General features: G+C 60.9%; 15 protein-coding genes. 13 read left to right on the plus strand and 2 right to left on the minus strand.

The window, feature by feature from the left end; translation table 11 throughout:
• The first annotated feature begins 8 nt into the window (after nucleotides 1–8).
• The 10 genes from ACOYW0_RS22440 (at nucleotide 9) to ACOYW0_RS22485 (ending at nucleotide 13,628) form a co-directional block, all read left to right on the plus strand.
• A complete protein-coding gene (locus ACOYW0_RS22440) occupies nucleotides 9–1,949 on the plus strand; it encodes an SLC13 family permease (protein ID WP_482415977.1) in 1,941 nt (646 codons plus the stop codon).
• Nucleotides 1,946–3,001, plus strand: coding sequence for an ABC transporter substrate-binding protein (locus ACOYW0_RS22445; RefSeq protein WP_482415978.1), 1,056 nt, complete (start codon nucleotides 1,946–1,948; stop codon nucleotides 2,999–3,001). Before ACOYW0_RS22440 ends, ACOYW0_RS22445 begins: the two co-directional genes overlap by 4 nt.
• Nucleotides 2,994–3,938, plus strand: a complete 945-nt coding sequence (locus ACOYW0_RS22450) for a phosphoglycerate dehydrogenase (protein WP_482415979.1) — start codon at nucleotides 2,994–2,996, stop codon at nucleotides 3,936–3,938. The genes ACOYW0_RS22445 and ACOYW0_RS22450 overlap by 8 nt, the downstream gene beginning before the upstream one ends.
• Nucleotides 3,939–3,950: 12 nt before the next feature.
• Nucleotides 3,951–4,598, plus strand: coding sequence for an HAD family hydrolase (locus tag ACOYW0_RS22455; protein ID WP_482415980.1), 648 nt, complete (start codon nucleotides 3,951–3,953; stop codon nucleotides 4,596–4,598).
• Nucleotides 4,599–4,627: 29 nt separating this feature from the next.
• Nucleotides 4,628–5,512 (plus strand): NAD-dependent epimerase/dehydratase family protein, encoded by an 885-nt coding sequence (locus tag ACOYW0_RS22460; protein ID WP_482415981.1) that lies wholly within the window; start codon nucleotides 4,628–4,630, stop codon nucleotides 5,510–5,512.
• On the plus strand, nucleotides 5,512–7,044 hold the full coding sequence (locus tag ACOYW0_RS22465; RefSeq protein WP_482415982.1) for a hypothetical protein: 1,533 nt from the start codon (nucleotides 5,512–5,514) through the stop codon (nucleotides 7,042–7,044). Before ACOYW0_RS22460 ends, ACOYW0_RS22465 begins: the two co-directional genes overlap by 1 nt.
• Before the next feature lie 10 nt (nucleotides 7,045–7,054).
• Nucleotides 7,055–9,946 carry a contractile injection system tape measure protein gene (locus ACOYW0_RS22470; RefSeq protein WP_482418854.1) on the plus strand — a complete coding sequence of 964 codons (2,892 nt, stop codon included), beginning with the start codon at nucleotides 7,055–7,057 and terminating at the stop codon, nucleotides 9,944–9,946.
• Nucleotides 9,947–9,952: 6 nt separating this feature from the next.
• Nucleotides 9,953–10,429: an eCIS core domain-containing protein gene (locus ACOYW0_RS22475; RefSeq protein ID WP_180141763.1), complete on the plus strand. Its 477-nt coding sequence runs from the start codon at nucleotides 9,953–9,955 to the stop codon at nucleotides 10,427–10,429.
• Between the two features lie 364 nt (nucleotides 10,430–10,793).
• Nucleotides 10,794–12,167 (plus strand): ATP-binding protein, encoded by a 1,374-nt coding sequence (locus ACOYW0_RS22480; protein WP_482415983.1) that lies wholly within the window; start codon nucleotides 10,794–10,796, stop codon nucleotides 12,165–12,167.
• A 12-nt stretch (nucleotides 12,168–12,179) separates the two neighbouring features.
• A complete protein-coding gene (locus ACOYW0_RS22485; RefSeq protein ID WP_482415984.1) occupies nucleotides 12,180–13,628 on the plus strand; it encodes a hypothetical protein in 1,449 nt (482 codons plus the stop codon).
• Between the two features lie 3 nt (nucleotides 13,629–13,631).
• Here the strand turns inward: ACOYW0_RS22485 and ACOYW0_RS22490 are convergent, their stop codons facing one another.
• Complete coding sequence (locus ACOYW0_RS22490) at nucleotides 13,632–14,570, minus strand: alpha/beta hydrolase (protein ID WP_482415985.1); 939 nt, start codon at nucleotides 14,568–14,570, stop codon at nucleotides 13,632–13,634.
• A gap of 157 nt (nucleotides 14,571–14,727) precedes the next feature.
• Nucleotides 14,728–15,939, minus strand: coding sequence for an MFS transporter (locus ACOYW0_RS22495; protein ID WP_482415986.1), 1,212 nt, complete (start codon nucleotides 15,937–15,939; stop codon nucleotides 14,728–14,730).
• A gap of 393 nt (nucleotides 15,940–16,332) precedes the next feature.
• On the opposite strand from ACOYW0_RS22495, the gene ACOYW0_RS22500 reads away from it, so the two are divergent.
• The 3 genes from ACOYW0_RS22500 to ilvN all read left to right on the plus strand — a co-directional run bounded on the left by ACOYW0_RS22500 (nucleotide 16,333) and on the right by ilvN (nucleotide 19,800).
• On the plus strand, nucleotides 16,333–17,208 hold the full coding sequence (locus ACOYW0_RS22500; RefSeq protein ID WP_482415987.1) for a radical SAM protein: 876 nt from the start codon (nucleotides 16,333–16,335) through the stop codon (nucleotides 17,206–17,208).
• A gap of 650 nt (nucleotides 17,209–17,858) precedes the next feature.
• Nucleotides 17,859–19,532 (plus strand): biosynthetic-type acetolactate synthase large subunit, encoded by a 1,674-nt coding sequence (gene ilvB / locus ACOYW0_RS22505; RefSeq protein ID WP_482415988.1) that lies wholly within the window; start codon nucleotides 17,859–17,861, stop codon nucleotides 19,530–19,532.
• Nucleotides 19,525–19,800 (plus strand): acetolactate synthase small subunit, encoded by a 276-nt coding sequence (ilvN, locus tag ACOYW0_RS22510; RefSeq protein WP_180141749.1) that lies wholly within the window; start codon nucleotides 19,525–19,527, stop codon nucleotides 19,798–19,800. Before ilvB ends, ilvN begins: the two co-directional genes overlap by 8 nt.
• Nucleotides 19,801–19,941 lie beyond the last annotated feature (141 nt).

Consider the following 19,941-nt stretch of genomic DNA (forward strand, 5'->3'; position numbering starts at 1 on the left):
ACTATTCCATGAAACAGACGAGAAAAAGGGAGAACGCCATGGGGGAACAGTCCCGTTCCGATGACCTGGGAGCCTTTCCGTCCCTTTCCAAGACCCTTCTGGGGGATGCCATCCTGGGGCGCGCCCCGGCAGGCGATTTGGCCCACATGCTGATGCACGTGGTGGAGCGTCACATCGACAAAGGGGAGGTGCTTTTCAGGGAAGGAGAGGCCGCGGACACGTTGTATCTCGTTCGGCACGGCGCCTTTACCCTCACCGGGGAAGGGGACGGCAGGGTCTGCCTGTGGCGCCGGGCACCTTCGGCACCGGGGGGATACCTCGGCCAGGAGGCCGTGCTGGGGGCCCGGACATACAGCGTTACGGCCGTTGCCGTGGAGCCTGCATCCGTCATCGAGGTACCCACCCTGGATATCCGGCAACTGGCCGATGCCCACCCGGAGATCAAGAACCTGTTTTTTGATTCGTATGTGAAGCTGGCATCCTGCGAGGCATGCGAGGCTTCCGCACCCACGGGCGAAGGCCGGGAGACCGAAGAGGCAGCTGCTTTTCCGGTGAGGGAGACGGTGGGGTGGGGCGTCACCCTGCTGGTGGCCCTGGGGTGCTGGCTGGCAGCCTCCGGCCTCGGACTGGAAAAGAACACGGGGTTTTACCTGGCCATCATCGCCTCGGCCGTCGTCCTGTGGGTGTTCCAGCTCGTGCCCGCCTTTGCGCCGCCGCTTTTTGTGGTGATCATGGTGATCCTCCTGGATATCGTGCCGCCGGAGGTGGCGGTTTCCGGGTTTGCATCGGGGAGTTTTTTCATGCTCCTCAGCGTCTTTGGGGTGGGGGCGGTGATGGTGGCCTCGGGCCTGACCTTTCGCCTCTCCCTCATGGTCCTCAGCCTGGTGCCTGCTTCCTCGTTCTGGTACAGCATCTGCCTCTTTTTGAGCGGCCTGTTCCTGACGCCCGTGGTGCCGTCCCAGGGCGCGCGCATGGCCATTGTCTCCCCGTTTCTGGTGGACCTCATGGGAGCGTCAAATCCCTCGGAAAAAGACGTTCTCGGGGCGCATTTCGTCAACAGCACCCTGGGGGGCATCGGGCTGATGGCCTCGGTGTTCCTTACGGGCAAGCCAGCCAACCTCATTGTCCTTGGCCTCTTCGATTACCAGACCCAGTTTGCTTTTCAATGGATGAACTGGCTGGTTGCCGCTTCGTTCTCCGGGGGGCTCATGCTGATCCTGTTTTTCGGTGCGTCCTGGGTGGTGTTCCGGGAGTCCCGGGGGTTCAGGATTCCCAGGTTCATTGTTGCCGAGCAGCTCAAGGTGCTGGGTCCCCTGTCCCCCTTGGAGCGCACCGCCGTTATGTCCATGGCCGTGCTTATCCTGGGGATCCTGCTTTCGTCGGTGCACAAGGTGGAGATTCCCTGGGTGGCTCTCTCCATCTTCACCGTGCTGATTCTTTTCGGCGGGGTGGGGAAACGGGAGATCCGGTCCCACATCGACTGGTCCACCCTGCTTTTTGTGGGGGCCATCATCGCCTGGCTGCCCGTGATGTCCCTCACCGGCCTGGACACCCTGGTGGCCGACTACCTGGGCTGGCTCGGGGAGTACATGCGGAGCAGCCTGCCCATGTTCATCGGGCTCCTGTGCCTGCTCATCGTGCTGGTGCGTCTCTTTCTGCCCGAGCCCATCACCGTGATTCTGTTCGTGACGGCCCTGTTCCCCCTGGCCGATGTGGCAGGGGTCTCCCCCTGGGTGGTGGGGTTCATTATCCTGACCATGGCCGAGGCCTACCTTTTCTCTTACCAGTGCGGCTACTTTATCCAGCTTAAGGACATCTTGGGTCTTAAAGGGCTGGAGGGGCATTACGACGAGGGGCGGATCATCCGCTTTAACATCCTCATGATCCTGGGGCGCGTGCTGGCCATCTACGCGTCCCTTCCTTTCTGGAGGTATCTGGACATCATATGAAACCCAAGACAAAGGTATCGGTATGGGTCAGGGCAGGGGTCGTCATGTTGGCTGCGGCCCTTATTGTCTCCCAGAAAGCCCAGAAGCCAAGGATCCTGATTCTCCACAGCTACCACACAGACTACCCGTGGGTGGTTCAGATCAACGAGGGGATCCGGCGCGTGTTCGAAGGCCACCACGACATTGCCCTGCGTTATCACTACATGGATTTAAAGAACCATATGGATGAGGATTTCAAGCGTACCGCCGCTTCCACGGCCCATCGCACCATCCGCAAATGGAAACCGGATGTCATTGTTATTTCCGATGACCTCGGGCAGCAGCTGGTGGGGCAGCGCTACGTCAACGACAGCACCATCCAGATTGTCTTTTGCGGGGTCAACGGAGAGACCCGAGTCTACGGGTACGAGGGCGCGGGCAACGTCACCGGCATTCTGGAACGCAAACCCCTCTCGGCCATTCGGGAGACCCTGATGATGGTGGCCCGGGCCAAGGGGTTCCGACCGGAAAAGTCCGGGGGCGATCACCCCCGGGTGGTGTTTGTCTGCGATGCCTCGGACTCGGTGACTGCCGAACTGGCCGAACTTAACGCCTTTGACTGGTCGCCCCTTGCGTGGTGCCCCCCGGTGAGGGTGAGCCGGTTCGGGGAGTGGAAACGGGCGGTGAGGGAGGCCAACGGCTATGCGGACATGATCCTGGTGAGCGATTACCGGGAGTTCCGTCTGCCGTCGGGAGAAAAAGAGCCTGTCCCCCCTTCGGAGATCATGGGATGGACCGAGAAGAACTCGGGGATCCCCATCTTGGGGATGTCCCTGGTCAATGTGGCCGACGGGGGGATGATTTCGGTTTTTACCTCGGGTTACGAGCAGGGGGAGGTGGCAGGCGGCATGGCCCTTGCCATCGCAAGGGGGGAAAGGGCCGGTGACATGGAGGTGCAACGGACCCGGCAGTTTCTTATCTCCGTGAAAAAATCGGCCATGGAACAGCGTGATCTTCCCATCCCCACCATTTACGAGTCCTTTGCCCGGGCCACGGACAACTACTATGACTGAAAACGGCGGCAAGCCCGTCATCCTTATCACCACCTCCACCTTCGGGATTCACGATCCCGCTCCCCTGAAGCGGTTGAAACGTGCCGGCTTCAAGGCGGTGCTCAATCCCTTTGGCAGGCGTCTCACCGAAGGGGAGGTCGCCGGTCTTATCCGGGAGAGCGCCCCCGTGGCCCTCATCGCCGGTGTGGAGCCCCTGACGGCGAAGGTGCTCACGAACGCTCCGGGTCTCAAGGTCATCGCCCGCTGCGGCGTGGGCCTGGACTCCGTGGATCTGGAGGCGGCTGCCCGGCTTGGGATTGTCGTGTTTACCACACCGGATGGCCCGGCGGACTCGGTGGCCGAGCTCACCCTGGGGGCGATGCTATGCCTTTTGCGGGGCCTTCATCGCTCGGATGCAGGCATTCGCTCCGGCACGTGGGCTCGCCCCATGGGAGGACTCCTGGCCGGGAAAACCGTGGGGATCATCGGTTTCGGCCGGGTGGGGTACCGGGTTGCAGGTTTTTTGAGTCCCTTTGGGTGCCGGTTGAAGGTGTGTGATGCCCGCCCACTGACGTCCCTTCCTTCCGGGTGTAGTCAGGTGGGCCTGGCGGAGCTGCTCAAGGCCTCGGATATCGTGACGCTTCATTTTCCCTTCAGCCCGGAGAGTCGTTACCTGATGAATAACGAGCGGCTGCAGGTCATGAAAAAAGGGGCCTTTCTTATTAATACCTCCCGGGGTGGGCTGGTGGATGAGGAGGCCCTTTTCCGTGCCCTGGATTCCGGGCATCTTGCCGGAGCTGCCCTGGATACCTTTGAGGAAGAGCCCTATGCCGGACCCCTCGTGGGGATGGAGACGGTGCTTCTTACCGCCCATATCGGTTCCTACGCCCGGGAGGGCCGGGTGAGGATGGAGGCTCGGGCCGTGGACGGGGTCCTCGAATGTCTGGGGGGCTCTTAAAAGGAGAGTGCCATGGCATGGCAGGGTGTTTTCTTTGACTTTGACGGGGTCATTCTGGACTCGGTACCGGTGAAGACCGAGGCCTTTGCCCGGATGTTCCGGGATTTCGGCCCGGAGGTGCAAAGGGCCGTGGTGGCCCATCACCTGGCCAACGGCGGTGTCTCCCGGTTCGTGAAGTTCAGGCACTATTACGAGGAGTTGCTTCATCTGCCTGTGGACGACGACGTCCTTGACCGGCTGAGCAGGGAATTCTCCGGGATGGTGAGTCGTGGTCTGCTCACCGCCCCCCTGATCCCGGGGACCCTGGACAGCCTGGCCCTTCTCCATGGAGCAGGGATTCCAGCCTTTGTTGTTTCCGGTGCCCCCCGTGATGAGGTGAGGGAGCTTCTGCGGGCCAGGGGCCTGGCCCCATGGTTCACGGAAGTCCACGGGTTTCCCGATTCGAAGCCAGACCTCCTCAACCTCCTCCAGGCCCGTCATGGTCTTGTGCCTTCTGCCTGCCTCATGGTGGGGGATGCCATGGCCGATTACCGCGCGGCAAAGGCAACCGGCACCCGTTTTTTGGGCATCGTGCCCCATGGCCAGGCCTCTCCCTTTCCCCCGGGCACGCCGGTTTCGTCGGTTGTCTCCATCCCTGAGAGGCCATCAGGCCACCTTTGATAAAACGTGATGAAAAGGAGTCTGCCACCATGGAAAAAACGGTTGTGTTCGGCGGTTCAGGGTTCATCGGAAGCCATGTGGCCGATGAGCTGAGCGCAAAGGGGTACGGGGTTGTGGTTTTTGACCGGAAGGCGTCCCTCTTTTTGAAGGAGAACCAGGCCATGGTGACCGGGGACCTCCTGGACCGGGAGGCTGTGGCAAGAGCCGTCGAAGGAGCCACAGCCGTGTTTCATTTTGCGGGCCTTGCGGACATTGCGGAGTCGGCAAAGCGCCCCTGGGAGACCCTGGAGACGAATGTCATGGGCACCTGTGCCATCCTGGAGGCCTGTGCCGATGCCGGGGTGGCCCACATCGTGTTTGCCAGCACCATGTATGTCTACAACGAACTGGGGAGCTTTTACCGGGTCTCCAAGCAGGCGTGTGAAAAGCTCATCGAAGAGTACGCCAGGGCCTTTGGCCTGGGGTATACCATTTTGCGCATCGGCACCCCTTACGGCCCCAGGGCCAACGCGTTCAACTCCATCGGGGCCATGATGCGACAGGCATGCGGTGAAAAGAAGCTTACCTGCTACGGAGCCCCGGACGAGGTCCGGGAGTATATCCATGTGTTCGACCTGGCCGAGGCCTGTGTCGGGTGCCTGGAGAAGGGCGCCGAAAACCGGCATGTCATCATGACGGGTAGCGAGGCCGTGCGCCTTGATCACCTGACCCAGATGATCCGTGAGATTTTGGGCAAGGACGTGGCCGTTGAATACCGGCCGAGGAAAACCTCCGGGCACTACCGGTTGACCCCTTATGCTTACAAACCGGAGAGGGCGGTGAAGCTGAGCCCCGCACATCACAATGACCTGGGCCAGGGGCTGCTGGAGATGTGTTACGAACTCGGCTGCAACACATGGGAGGACAAGGGGTGATGCCTATGGACGGATGGTGCCGACGGCGCTGTGCTGTGGGCCCGTGGCTCAGGCGGGCCAGGATGGCCTGGGTGATGTGTGCCGTGCTGATGGTACCCGCGTACCCCGTGGGCGTTGCATTTGCCGGGAGCTCAGCCGGGATCACCCCCGTGGACGGGTGTGGGTGCCCTCCGGATACCCATGATTACAAGGGAACCTACGGATTGTTCGACATGCAGGGTGGCAAGGCCCTTGACGTGGACCTCCAGGGGTGGAGTCGTATCGGGCTTTCTGACGGCGCGGTTCCCAGTGTGTTCGGCTACCTGGGCAGGGATGGCAGCGACCTCCGGGAGATGACCCTCGCGGTGCGGGCCTACGGTACCGGGGTGGACCTCATCATTGACCTGGGGATCAGGCGCGAAGGGGATCCACAGGCCGATGGCGGCGAAGCCGTGGCCGAAAAAGCCGACCAAGGGAAAGAGGAGGCCGGTGAGAAGGGGAAAGCACCCCAGGAAAAAACGGGTGAGGGAGAAAACGGTGGCAAGGGTGCTCAAAGCGTTCCGTCCTGGGTCAAAGAGGGGGAGGGGGCCTGGGTGGAGGAGGCCAACGCCTTTTCCATTATCAACCTCGCCGAGGAGATAGACGCCTATGTCCAGGGGGCGGAGGCCGACGGGGTGCTGCTGCGGTTTCCCATGGCCTACATCGGGGACTATTTCAATGTGACGGCAACCGACACCAAAGAAAAGGCCGAAGAGCGTCATATGCTTCCCCGGCAACGGGTCATGAACCTCATCTACAAATTGAAGAAGATGGAGTCCTTCAAGGATGGCGGCGCGCGCATCAACCTGTGTTTGACCCACTGCGATGATGCCAGGGAGGACAGCGTCCTCTACAGCTATCTGGAAAAGCTGCTGGCCGAGGTGGACGTGATCCTGCTGGACGTGGTGGTGCTCATGAAGAACATGACCACGCCGAAACTCAACGAAGCCCTCTGGCAATACTATTCGCCCCTGGTCTCCCTGAAGGACGGGGACAGGTCCAAGGTGTACCATGTGATGTCCTTCGACTGGTACAAGGCGCATCGGAAAAAAGAGGGGTACGAGCCCATGGAGCTGGCCCGGACCCTGGGGTTCGGCGGGCTGGCCATGGACCTCACCGACGAGACGGCCACCGTGTTCCTTGCCTACAACCGGGCACGGCTTGAAGACCAGGGGGACTTTTTTGCGGAGATCGTCTGGAAATCAGGCCTGGGCAATGCCCTTTGTTCCAAGCGTTACCTTATCAAGGGCGCCGCGTGGGCCCTGGGGCTGGGGATGGTCTTTGTGGCCCTTCTTTCCTGCTGGTCCTGGCCCGTGTGCAATTTCATCGAGAGGTTTTACGGTTGGGCCATCGGCACAGGTTTTCTTTTTGCCGGGCTGGTATGGCTCTACGAGGCCGTGAACCCCACGGAGAATAACTGGACCAATGAGACGGCGGCGGTCATCATAGCCACTGCCTGTGCGGTTTTTGTGCTGATCTGGTTGAGAAACCGGCAGCGAGCCCAGTTTCCCTGAGGCAGGTGTGATGACTCCGATTTTCAAGGTTCGCAGAGCCCGGTTTGAGGTGGCCCTTCGGGGCGGGCAGGAAGCCCGGGCCATGGAACATGCCCTGGTGCCTCTTTTGCGGCAGAGGGTGATGCCCGTCTTTGAATCTGTGCTGGAGCGCTTTGACTGGCCCGAAGGGGACGTGGTGATTCCCGGGATTGTGCTGGACCTGGGGGAGGTGACGGCAACTGAGGCGGCGGAACTCATTCCCAAGCGCTTTGAGGCCCGGTTGATACGTCAGCTCACCTCGCATATGCAAAAGCTCATGGCGCTTCATCCCCGGAGCGGGCCAGAGGCTTCCGATGCACAGGCACAAAGGCCGGAGCCGAAGCCGCCAACCCGGCGTACCAAGGGGGACGGCCGAGAGGCGGCGTTCAGGCGGGTGCTCAAGCAGGTGCTGGTTCTGGGGCGGGGTGGCCGGAACCTGTCGCGCATGGTGGAGCTGTGGCCGGAGTTTCCCTGGGTGGTGAGGCACCTCTTTTTCTATTACGCCCACGAGAGAAACGTTCCCCGTCATGCAGCCCTTTACCTGGGCAGGGACCGGCTGAGGCAGAGCGCCATGCTGCTCTCCCCGGAACACGGGGGCTTTGTGGGAGGATTTGTGGCAAAGACCGCTGAAAACAGGCTCCTTCTCAAGCATACAGCCCCGGTCTCCGGCGATGCGGACGGGTTCGAGCGGCTCCTGTGGGAGTTTACCCTTGGGTATCTCCTTGTGGAGGGCAAGGCCCGGTTTGAGCGGAGGCAATACGTCTCCCACCTGATCTCCCGCATCGCGTCCCATGAAAATGTGGATGCCAGAAGGCTTCTCCGTGCCTTTCAGGCTGTCTTTCTCCAGGTACCGGGGGCTGCGGGGCAGGAGATGCGGGAGATACTGGGAAGCCTGGCTCGCGATTCGGTCGCTGAAGAGAAGAAACACAGGAGTTCCGCCCAAAAAGGGCAAAAGCATGGGCTGCTGTGGGAACATGGGTCGCTGGAGCGGGTGCTCATTGGCAAGGGCACCCCCGCTGAGATCGAGGCCGTGTTACGCTCCCTGGCCGGGGGCGATGCCGAGGTGCGACGCCTGGTGCTCAATGAGGGCCGCCGGGCCGATGTTCGGTCCGCCATGGTCAAGGCGCTCTCCCATGAGCAGCTTGAATCCCTGGTGGCCGCTTTGGGCCCAGAAGAGGCTGCTGCCGGGCGTTTTGTCAACCGCTGCATTTCCAGGGGCACCACGTTTGAAAAGCGGACCCCGGAGGTGACGGGGCGAGAGGCATTTTCCCACCAGCTCTGGGAGCTGAGCCTCGCCTTTCTCCTGGTGGAGCGTAAGAGCCGGTTCAACTTCAAGCGGTATCTCCAGCGTCTCATTTCAGGCATGGCCTCCCGGTACAACATGGCCTACGGAACCCTCCTTTCGGTTTTCAGGGATGTCTACGCAACGGGTGGGGGCAAACGGGAGCAGGACGATCTGGCCTTGCTGGATGAACTGTGGATGGAGGAACACCAGCGAAAGTCCCCTGCAACAAAAGAGGGCCGGGTAACGGACGGGACAGGTGGGGCGCCCCTTGTTCCCGGGGATGGCAACACCACGTCGGCTTTTGAAAAGCCCCCTGCAGAGACCGGGGCCGGGGCTGAACGTCCTGATGCGGTTGCGGCAGGGCAGGGACCATCGGCCGACGGACCGGGCCTAAGTGATCCAGCCACGGCTCACCCGGCGCTGGTGCGGTTGCTGCGGCTTCTTGACAGCGATGTGCCCCCCACCCCCGGGGAGAAGGAGCTGTGTGCCCGGGAGATTCGGGCCGCCCTCGCCCGCAACGGGGCCCCTTTCGGAAAACCCCTTGCAGAGAGGCTGAGATCCCTGCGCGCGGCCAGGCGCCTGGCAGAGATCCTTCCTGCCCGGGACGGGGCCCGGGTCCTTGGCGTGCTCGCTCCGTCGTGGGGCCTTGGTGTGCATGGGGTCCTGGGTGCCGTGATACGCGCCATCGGAGCGTCAGGCAGGAATTCCGGGCTGGGAGTCTGGGCCCTTCGTATCCGTGCCTGGGCCTTTCAACTGGCCGCGGCCCCTTCCCATGGTCCCATGACGCCGACCCTGTTTCTGCGAAGTCTCCTGGCCTGGATGGGGCGTCACGGCAGCCCGCAATTGGCCGGAACACTCCTTGGCCTTCTGCCCGCCGCAGTGGGAAAAGGTCCCGGAGGAGAAGCGGCGGCAGCAGCTGTCCATGGGGTTCTCTACGGCGGTCGGGCCGGAAACGCCAAGGAGGCGACGGTCACAGCACCGGCACCGGCCGCTTCGGAAGAAAAAGCCCGTCAGGAAAAAGCGTCCGCCCCGACCGTTATCCCGGATGCATCCCCGCCCCCTGCAAAGCAGCCATGGGATACGGAGGTGGCCGAAGGCGAGGTCTGCCGGGTGGCGAGTGCAGGCCTTGTGATCCTTTCTCCGTATCTTCCCTCCCTGTTTTCACGCCTCGGTTACCTCGAACACGGGCGGTTTTCAGACCCCGCCAAGGCAGACAGGGCCGCCTTGCTTCTTCATTACCTCTCCCACAACGCCCTGGAGACCCCGGAGTACCCCCTGGTGCTCAACCGCCTTCTCTGCGGCACGGCCTCGGAAGGCCGCATTCTTGATCCCATGGTCCTCTCCGAGGGAGAGACCGGCCTGGCCGACCAGCTGCTCCGTGCCGTCATTGCTCACTGGACAGCGTTGAAAAACACCTCCCCCCAGGGCCTCCGGGAGTCCTTTCTCGTTCGTTTGGGGGATTTGATACTCAAAGAGGGGGCCTGGCATCTCACCGTTGAACCCAGGGCCTGGGATGTGCTTCTGGACCGGCTGCCCTGGGGGATCTCCCCCATCAAACACCCCTGGATGAAACAGGTTCTTTACGTGAATTGGAGGTAACAGACCATGAAAGATTTTGTCCAACGCAGCGAAAAAGAGGGGGCATCGCCCCTTACCGTCGCGTCCGAAAACCGGGCCCCCGAAGCCTGCCACACCCCCGATGCGGTGCAGCGGCGGTGCGGGGCCATCGTGGCACAGGCCAGGAACACCACCGGCCTGCCGGACAGGGTCAAAGAGGGGATGCAGCGCTCCTTTAACACCGACTTTTCCGATATCACCGTGCATCCCTCCTCATCCAAAGCCCCGGCCCTGGGCGCCCAGGCCTTTACCCAGGGCCATGACGTTCACTTTGCCCCGGGCCAGTTCAGGCCGGACACCACCTCAGGGCGCGAACTCATCGGCCACGAACTGGCCCATGTGGTGCAGCAGCGGGAAGGCAGGGTCTCTCCCACCTGCGAGGTGTCGGGCATGCCGGTGAATGACAACCCGGGCCTGGAAGCCGAAGCCGATGCCCTGGGTAAACGGGCTTCTGGATCGGTATAAAGGCGCGGCAAGGGGCTAAAGCCCCTTGACCCCAGGTTCGCAAATGCTTCGGGGCTTCGCCCCTTCACATTTGCTGATGGGCTGCACCTGTGAGGGTAGCGTTGTGCTTGTTGGGAATGAGCCTCGGAGGCTCTGCCTCCATGTGCGGTGTTACCGGAACATGTGTGGTGTGCCAGCCATGGGACGATTAAGCCCACCGGCAAGGCAGAGCCTGGGAGCGAGGCGGCCAATTGTGATTGAGGGCACGATACCAAGCCCGCGCCGCTTGCTCGTTCCCATGCTTCGCCTGGGAATGCGTCCCGCAGGCTTTTTTTGCAGTCTCTCCACATTGCCCATTGATGCCACGTGATAGACACCCCTTCCTATGCCCCCTTTTCCAAACGAGTCATCTTCTCCAGCCCCGGAATCCCTCACCCGCGCCCTTGAGCAGGAACTCGCCTGGTTCGAGCAGGTCCTGGAGACCCGGATTGCCCTGTACTTCGGCCATGAGTGCCGAGTGCGGGGCATCGAGGCCCATGTGCCGCCGGATCTTTCCGGGGATGCGTCCCCCTTTGCTGAGGCGGTGCGGGAAATGGCCCTCGATGCCCGGGAGCGGCTGGTGCTTGTGCTGGCCCTTGCGCCCCACATCCGTCCCCAGGTCCTCGACACCTTTTTCATCCAGAACAAGACCATTGACAGGGGGTTCACCGAGTTCGGAGGGGTGACGGGAAACCGCCACGGCGGGTTTTTACCCACGGGAGAAACCGCGGCCTTTATCGTGGCCGGGGGTGACCTTTCGGCCCGGATGGACCTGCTGTCCCTCTTTGGTGAGGGGCACTCCTTTGCCCGGAACGGGGTGCTGGCCCTGGAGGGCCGGGAAGCTGGGGAGCCTTTGTGGAGCCGGTCCCTGCAGGTGAGTGAAGCCTTTCTGCATCGGATTACCTCCGGGGGCGTCCATCGGCCCGAGTACGGGGCCGGGTTTCCGGCAAGGCGGCTCACCACGCCCCTGACCTGGGACGACCTTGTCCTTTCTGCCGAGGTGATGGAAGAGATCGACCATATCGTGGGATGGGGGCGCTTCGGGGATGAAATCATGGAGTCCTGGGGGCTCTCCCGGGTGCTGAAACCCGGGTACCGGGCCTTGTTCCACGGGCCCCCGGGCACGGGAAAGACCCTGACAGCTTCCCTCATCGGTGAGGCCTGCGGGGTGGATGTCTACCGCATCGACCTGTCCATGATGATCTCCAAGTACATCGGGGAAACAGAGAAGAACCTGGCCGGGGTGTTCGATCAGGCCGAGCACCGTAACTGGATTCTCTTTTTTGACGAAGCCGACGCCCTCTTCGGCAAGCGCACCCAGGCCAGCAGCTCCAACGACCGCCACGCCAATCAGGAGACAGCTTACCTTCTCCAGCGAATCGAGGACTTTCCCGGGGTCGTGATCCTGGCCACCAACATGAAGGCCAATCTGGATGAGGCCTTTTTCAGGCGGTTTCAATCGGCGATCTATTTTCCCGTCCCCGATGCGGAGCAGCGGCAGAAGATCTGGACCCGGGCCCTGCACGGGGTGTCCCGCCTGAGCGATGACGTGGACGTGGTCGCCATGGCCGAAGCCCACGCCCTCACCGGCGGTTCCATTGTCAACGTGATTCGTTTCGGCGCGATCCAGGCCCTGCGTGAGGGCCGGCAACGTGTGGGACGGCGGGATTTTGAAAAGGGGATACGAAAGGAACTCCTTAAAGAAGGAAAGACCGGATAACGGGAGGTGACCATGACGGAATCGGACAAGATTGAACGGGTTTCGGAGTTGTTCAACCGCCTTCAGGACGGGCTCACGGAAATGCAGAGCCTGTCCGTGGACAAGACGAGCTTCACGGCGGAGGAGAAGCAGGTGGTTTTGGAGGTTCTCTTTACCCGGGACGCCATCCACGATGCCTACAGCACCTTTGACGTGAACGACGAGGAGGCCGCCGCGTGGTTTATCCGGGCGGACGGCAGGATCAAGGCCCTGGACCGCTGGCTTCTGAAGAACGCGACGCTTGTGAACAAAGTGATCCAGCTGGACCGGTGGCGGGAGCAGTGCGGGCCGGACAACGACGCCTGGTGGTGGCACATGACGCCGGAAGTCTCTGCCTGGGATCGTTTTGACTGGGTGTGGAATTTTGCCACCATGCTGGTCATCGGCCTGGGCGCCAGTCACGTGGTGACCATTGTAAAAGCCCTCTCCGTGGGGGACCTGACCGTGGCCTCCACTTTCTCCACCATCGCCCAGGTGGGGGGGCTTGCCGCCATCAGCCAGGGGACCCTCACCGCTTCGGGGCGAGACCGGGTAAAAGCCATCCTCGAAAGCCTGCGGGTGCCGACCCAGTTCCAGAGCGAGGTGGTGCTCGTGGTGGCAGTCATTCTTCTGGTGGGCGTGATGAGTACCAGCTCCTATTTGAAAAATCACTACGATGAGACGGGGCGCCGAGCCTACGACGCCGGAGATTTGAACAATGCAGAGACCTCCTTTATGAGGGGACTGCAGCTCGATCCCCAGGAGGCCTCCTTTGACTCGGAGCTGGGAAGGATCTACGAATCCATCGGCATGCAGGAGAGCGCCGGGGATCACTACTATCAGGGCGTACGTGCCGGAGACCTGGCCGGAATCAACAATCTCGGTCGCCTGCTCATCAACCGCATGAACCCCATCACCCAGGCCAGGGACCCGCGCTTGGCCCAGTCCTTTCTCATGCTGGGGCTCCAGAGGGTGGAGGCCCTGGAGCCGCGGAACCTTAATCTGGAGTACCAGTTTAACCGGAACCTCGGGTGGGCCCTTTTGGAGACACAGGACTACGAGGTGGCAAAAAAATACCTGAGAAAGGCCATCGCCCTGGACAGGCAGATCAAGGACGATCAGATCGGCGCGGGCATGGCCTATTGCTTTCTGGCCCATGTTCTGGAAAAAGCGCCGGAACCTCCCGGGCCGGATGGCATGGCCGAAACCGCCGAGGATTTCTGGAACCACTGCGTGGAGTGCGCACGGCCCGAGACGGTGTTGGAGTATCGGTGGCTCATGAAGACCGGCAACGCGCATCGGGCCTTTTTCGTGGACACCAGCAAGATCATCTCGGGCCTGGACCGCAACGCCAACCAACAGAGGGCGGTGTTCGATACCTACATGAGTGACCAACTTTCGGCAGTGGCCTCGGAATCATCGGGGACGATTCAGAACCGGTAACCGTTACGGCCTGTTGAGAAAGTCTCCCAGTTTGGCGTAGACGGCGTCGCACTCTTCCCGGACCAGGTCTTCCATGTTCATGAAGGTGTGGATCATGTCGTGGAAATGGTGGCGCTCGGCCTTCACTCCCGCCTCTTCCACCTTGCGGACATAGGCCGCGCCCTCATCCCGAAGTGGGCAGAATTCGGCGGTGAACACAAGGGTTTCCGGGAGTCTGGTCGTGGTTTTCATGTAGAGGGGGGACGCTTCCCGTCGGTTCTCTGCGTGCTGGAAGTAGTTATCGAAATACCAGCGGACTTTTGCTGTTTCCAACAGGTACCCCACGGCGTTTTCCTCAATGGAGGCGCTGTCCATAGTGTAGTCGAGGCTGGGGTAGATCATGGCCTGGCGCTTGATGTCCGTCCCTGCATCATGCTGGGCCAGGTGGGCGACGGTGGCGCATAGTGCACCACCACCGCTGTCGCCCGCAATGGAGAGCCGGGGGGTAAACAGGATTTCCCGGCTCTTCAACACATCCCACACCCCTTTGATGGTGTTGTACGCGTCGTTGACGGCAGCGGGGTAGGGGCATTCCGGGGCAAGGCGGTAGTCCGGGGCCACCACGATGTGGTCTGTGGCAAGGGCTGTTCTGCGGAAGATGGGGTCGTAGACGGTGACGCTTCCGGCCATGTGGCCGCCCCCGTGGAAAAAGACCAGCACCGGAAGGGCCCGGGACGGGTCCGGGTGGTAGATGCGCACCGGGATGTCAAAGCCTGGGCTGGGGATGATGTCGTCTTGGACCCAGGCAACATCGGGGCTGGAACTCACCAGGCCCCGGGTGAGGTTTGCCAAGCCTTCCCGGGCGTTGGTGGGGGTGGCCTTGAAGCCGGTGGCCTGCAGATGAGCAAGGAGCGCGTTGAATTTTTTCAGCCAGGGTTCCAGTTTGGGGGATACCTTTCGCATGGTGCCTCCTATCCCGAATATTTGATGAGAAAACAAACGTCCAAGATGAAAACTGCATGATTTCAGAATACTATAGCAAAAATGCCAGCCATTTTGAAAATGCAAAATGTAAATCAGGGTTTGCTGCTTGATTTTCTCACCCTTCGGGCGAGCCGGGCTATAAGGTGTCTTCAGCGGTGACAGTTGGTGACGGTGCCTTTTGCCGACCGGTCTCAGGCAGGAAGAACGAGGCAAGGAAAAAGGTCGAAGAGCAGGCCACAGCAAAGTACGCGGCAACGGAGATATTGCCCGTGGAGTCGGCTAACACGCCAGCCACGTACATCAGGATGGTTTCGATGAGGTAGGAGATGGACCAGAACATGCTGAACACCACGGTGATGCGTCCCGGCGTCATACCCGGTAGCTCCTGGGGCAGAGTGGTGAGGGCCGGCATGGGAAGGAACATGAAAAAACCGGCCATAAAGGCCGTGGCATAGGCAATGACCGGGTTTGTGGTGAGAACCATCACCGCCGCGCAGGCGGTCATGCTCAGCCCGCTGTAGCGGATGACGGGAATTCGCAGGGGATATCGATTGGCGCTGAGGATCCCGGCAACGGTGCCGGCCATGCCCGCAGCGATCATGATGGCCGAAAGGTGGGCGGCCTTTGCTGCAAAGTCAGGCATCAGTGGAAAGAGAGCAAAAATGGAGATGTAGCAGAAGAGGAGCCCCGAGTAGGTGATGGGGAGCCACCAGTTCACCGGCTCACGGAACCCTTGCGTGAGGGTGTACTCCGCGCTGTCTGCGGTGCCATCGGCCCCTTGCCCTCCCAGGTCGAAATCCTCGCTTAACACCCACCAGATGAGAAGGAGCAGGCCGCTGGCTGCGGAGATGGTCAGGTTAACGTTCTGCCAGGTACCGAGTTTGGAGATCAGGGCGCCGGTGAAAAGCAGGGCCAGCAGGTTTCCCGTGTTGAAGGCGGCTGCGTTGATGCCGTTGACCAGGGGGCGCTCCTCCGGGTCGAAGTACCGGACCACGATGGGGGCGAAATAGACGATCACCAGGGCCCCGCCGAATCCCATGACGAACCGGGAGGCGACATACACCGTGTAAGACGGGGCAAAGGCACCGATGACGCCACAGGTGATGAGGACCGAGGCCAGGGCAAAGGCTTTCTTGGGCCGGAGTTTTACCAGGAACCAGGCCGCGGCAAGGTTTCCCACGATCTTTGAGAGGGTGATGGCGTTGTTGAGCCAGGTGGCATCGGCCATGGTGTCGATGCCGAAGTGCTTCATGATATCCAGGGTCAGGGTGGAGCCTGCAACCCAGGACATGGCAAAAAGCGCATAGGTGAGGAAGATGATGGCCTCGATGACGATCTTTTTTTTCATGGATTCAGGTATCCTGTTTGGGATGGCGGGGCGGGGGGAGAACAATGTGATTGTTTCGTTTAGGGTTAGCAGGGATGATGGAAAAAGTAAAGTGTCTCAGGGGGTTGTCGTGTCATGCGCATGAGCGCACCCGACTCGTGAAATATCCTTACTAAATGCCTTTCATCGCATTTCCTGTAGAATGAAATGGGTCTCTCCTGCAAAAGCGGTTGCCATATGTCACACTGCACGCGAATGCCTCAAAAACGTTGGCATGATGATTGCCTTGGTGCCTTCGCAACCTGGGGTCCAGGGGATTTATTCCCTGGCCGCCGGAGGCGTTTTTTGCTTGTCTCTATTCCTCAGGGATGAAATAGTTCCGTGGCATATTCACCCCACCTGAGGAGCGACACAATGCGATACGAAGGACAGATTTTCAGGCCGTTCAGCGAGGCCAACAGTTACTTGCTGCAGTGCACCGTCGGGTGCTCCCACAACAAGTGCACCTTTTGCGGGATGTACAAGGACAAGCGTTATCGGGTGCGCGCCATGGACGAGATCATGGAAGACATCCGCATGGCCAAGGCCCACTACGGCGATGTCGAGAAAGTGTTCCTCTGCGACGGGGACGCCATCGCCATGGAGACCGAAGCCCTCCTTGAGATCCTTGCCGCCCTTTACCGGACCTTTCCTTCCCTGCGCCACGTGGGCAGCTATGTGGGCCCCCAAAGCACCCTGGCCAAGGGGGACGATCTTTCGGTCCTGCGGGGAGCCGGACTCACCAAGGCCTACCTCGGCGTGGAGTCCGGAGATGATCAGGTATTGGCCGCCGTCAAGAAAGGGGTGACCGCTGACGAGATGCTCGAAGCCGGGCAGCGCCTGGTTCGGGCTGACATCAACCTCTCCTCCATGGTGCTGCTGGGTATTGCCGGAACCGGCGAGGCCGCCCGCCGACACGCCGAATCCACCGCCGAGATCACCAACCGCATGAAACCCCGATACCTCGCCGCCCTCACTTACACCCCGGTGCCGGGGACCGTCCTGTTTAACGCCTGCGAAAAAGGAACACACCTGTTGCCCGACCCCTTCGAGACCCTGGAAGAGATGAAGACCATCTTCGAGAACATCACCATTGATAAGCTTAAATTCGTGGGGGCCCATGCCTCCAATTACCTGCCGGTGAGTGGGGAGCTTCAGAAGGACAGGGCCAAGATGCTGGCGACGGTGAATGAGATTCTTGAAACGAAGGATTCGGGGGCGCTGAGGAGCGAGGCGGCGAGGGGGCTTTAGGGCAGTGAATAGTGAATGGGTAATAGTGAGTAGGGAATAGGAAACAGGTCATAGGGTATAGGTTATAGGAGGGGGGCGTCGTGGGATTGATGGGGTTGTTTTTTTGCGTGACCCCGGCAAACTCACCTGAATTGTTTGATTTGTAAAAACAGTTGACAAATGTCTTGAATGCCTTCAAAGTTAACCAATATTCCATTTTTTGACGATAAGGAAACAACAACGTGCTCAGCCTCAACAACATTCAGATGACCGCTTCAAACGCCGACGTTCGCGTGGTGGGTGTGGTGGTGCATGTGGTGGTGTGCTCCGGCTGAGACTTTGCTCCCATAGATTGAGACAAAGCCCGGCCGGAACAACCGACCGGGCTTTTTTTATATTTTTAACAACCTCGACTTAACCCAACGGACCTTTTTGATGATGACCATCTCAACCAACCATACCGCCCTGACGATTTCCTCCCTCGTGGTGTGTGTGGTGGTGGTGGTGGTGGTCTGCGTGGGCAGGCCGGGGTGAGACGAGACGCAGAGCAACGCTGATCAAAACCCCGGCCGGAACCAACCGACCGGGGTTTTTTTATGCATGAATTTTGGGCATCCGGCACGGCAGCCGGACACGCACGCATGATTTCATTTTAAGGAAAGGAGAGAACCATGGAGTATTCAGGAGCAGAGATCGTTATCAAGCTTCTCGAACGGCAGGGCGTTGAGTGCCTTGCCGGGATCCCCGGCGGCACCAACCTTCCCCTGTACGACGCCTTGCGGGAGAGCCCCATCCGCCACATTCTGGCCCGGCATGAGCAGGGGGCGGGGTTCATCGCCCAGGGCATGGCCCGGTCCACGGGCGTTCCGGCGGTCTGTTTCGCCACGTCCGGTCCCGGTGTTACCAATCTTATCACGGCCATTGCCGATGCCCATCTGGACTCGGTGCCGGTTGTGGCCATCTCCGGCCAGACCCCCATGAGCCTCATGGGCACCGACGCCTTCCAGGAGGTGGACACCTTCGGCATGAGCCTGCCGGTAACCAAGCACAACTTTCTGGTCCGCAGCGCCGCCGAGCTTCTGGAGGTCATTCCCGAGGCCTTTCGCATTGCCATGAGCGGGCGGCCCGGTCCGGTCTGGGTCGATATCCCCAAGGATGTTCAGACAGAACTCATCGACATTGACACCCTGCCGGAGAAGTGCACAAGGATCTGTCCGGCATCACCGGACGAGGAGGCCCTTGCCAGTGCCGCAGAGATCATCAACGCGTCCGAGCGCCCCGTTTTCTACGCAGGTGGGGGCATCATCAACTCCGGGGCCGGTGCAAAGGTTCGGGAATTGTGCGAGAAGGCGGGGATCCCGGTGGTCACCACCTTGATGGGTCTTGGCATCATGCCTTCGGAGTCGCCCCTTTCGCTGGGAATGCTTGGGATGCACGGTTCACGGGCCACCAACCTGATTTTGGACCAGTCGGACCTGCTCATTGCCGCAGGGGTCCGGTTTGACGACCGGGCCACCGGGCGCATTGCCGCCTTCTGTCCCCATGCGCGCATCATCCACATGGACATTGACGGAGCGGAGATTGATAAGCTGAGACCCTCGGATTGCAGCATCACTGGGGACGCCGGGGAGATTCTTTCCAGTCTGTTGCCTAAGGTGGCGGACAGGGCCAGGCGAACCTGGGACGCGTCTGTTGCCGCCATGAAAGAGGCCCACCCGACTCCGGCAGGGGAGCTGGACGACGCCAAGCCCCCCGCATTGATCCGGCGCATCGGCATGCTGGCGGAGGCCGGGACCTTTGTCTCCACCGACGTTGGCCAGCACCAGATGTGGGTGGCCCAGCACTACCCCCACCATGAAGCCAGTCGTCTCTTGACCTCCGGCGGCCTGGGCACCATGGGCTTCGGCCTGCCCGCGGCCATCGGGGCCGCCCTTGCCAACCCCGAGGCCCCGGTGATCTGTTTTTCCGGTGACGGCTCCATCATGATGAATATCCAGGAGCTGGCCACCCTGGCCGAGCAGGACTTAAACGTCAAGGTTATCGTTCTGAACAACGGAGCCCTTGGGCTGGTCCGCCAGCAGCAGGAGCTCTTCTACGGGGCCCGCTACATGGCCTCCCAGTACAACCGGAACCCGGATCTGACCACCATCGCCCGGGGCTTCGGCATCCCGGGGCGCCGTTTGCCTCTATCCGCCTGTACCGACGGGGCCTTGACTGAGTTTCTCCACGCCCGCGGCCCGGCCCTCCTGGATATCGCCATTCCCCAGGAAGCCAATGTTTTTCCCATGGTTCCTCCGGGAGCCGCCAACACCCGCATGATTGAAGAAGGAGCCACCCATGACTGATTGCACATTGACCCTTACCGTCTCCAACCACCCCGGGGTTCTCTCCCGGATTGCCGGTCTGTTTGCCCGGCGCAACTACAACCTGGACGGCGTCTACGTGGTGGGCCTCACCGGTACCACCGAAAGCCGCATGCAGCTTCTGGTCAAACAGGACGAGAGGTTGCCCCAGATCATCAAGCAGCTGGAAAAGCTTTATGATGTGAAGGCCATCTCCGTGAATGAGGGCAGCGACATGCTCGGTGGCTGTGAGGTGAAAGAGGCGGGGTAGCCCGGGTATCTCTTGCGCATCCTTCTGCGATGCCGACGGCGTGGGGGTGTGAGGTAGGGTGTGCTTGCGCACCGCCGAAGAGCCGCAACGTGCATAAAACCCATGCACTGCTGACCCTCACGCCGTATGGACATGGCATAA

This window comes from Desulfoluna sp. HI9BLuna (assembly GCF_056829775.1).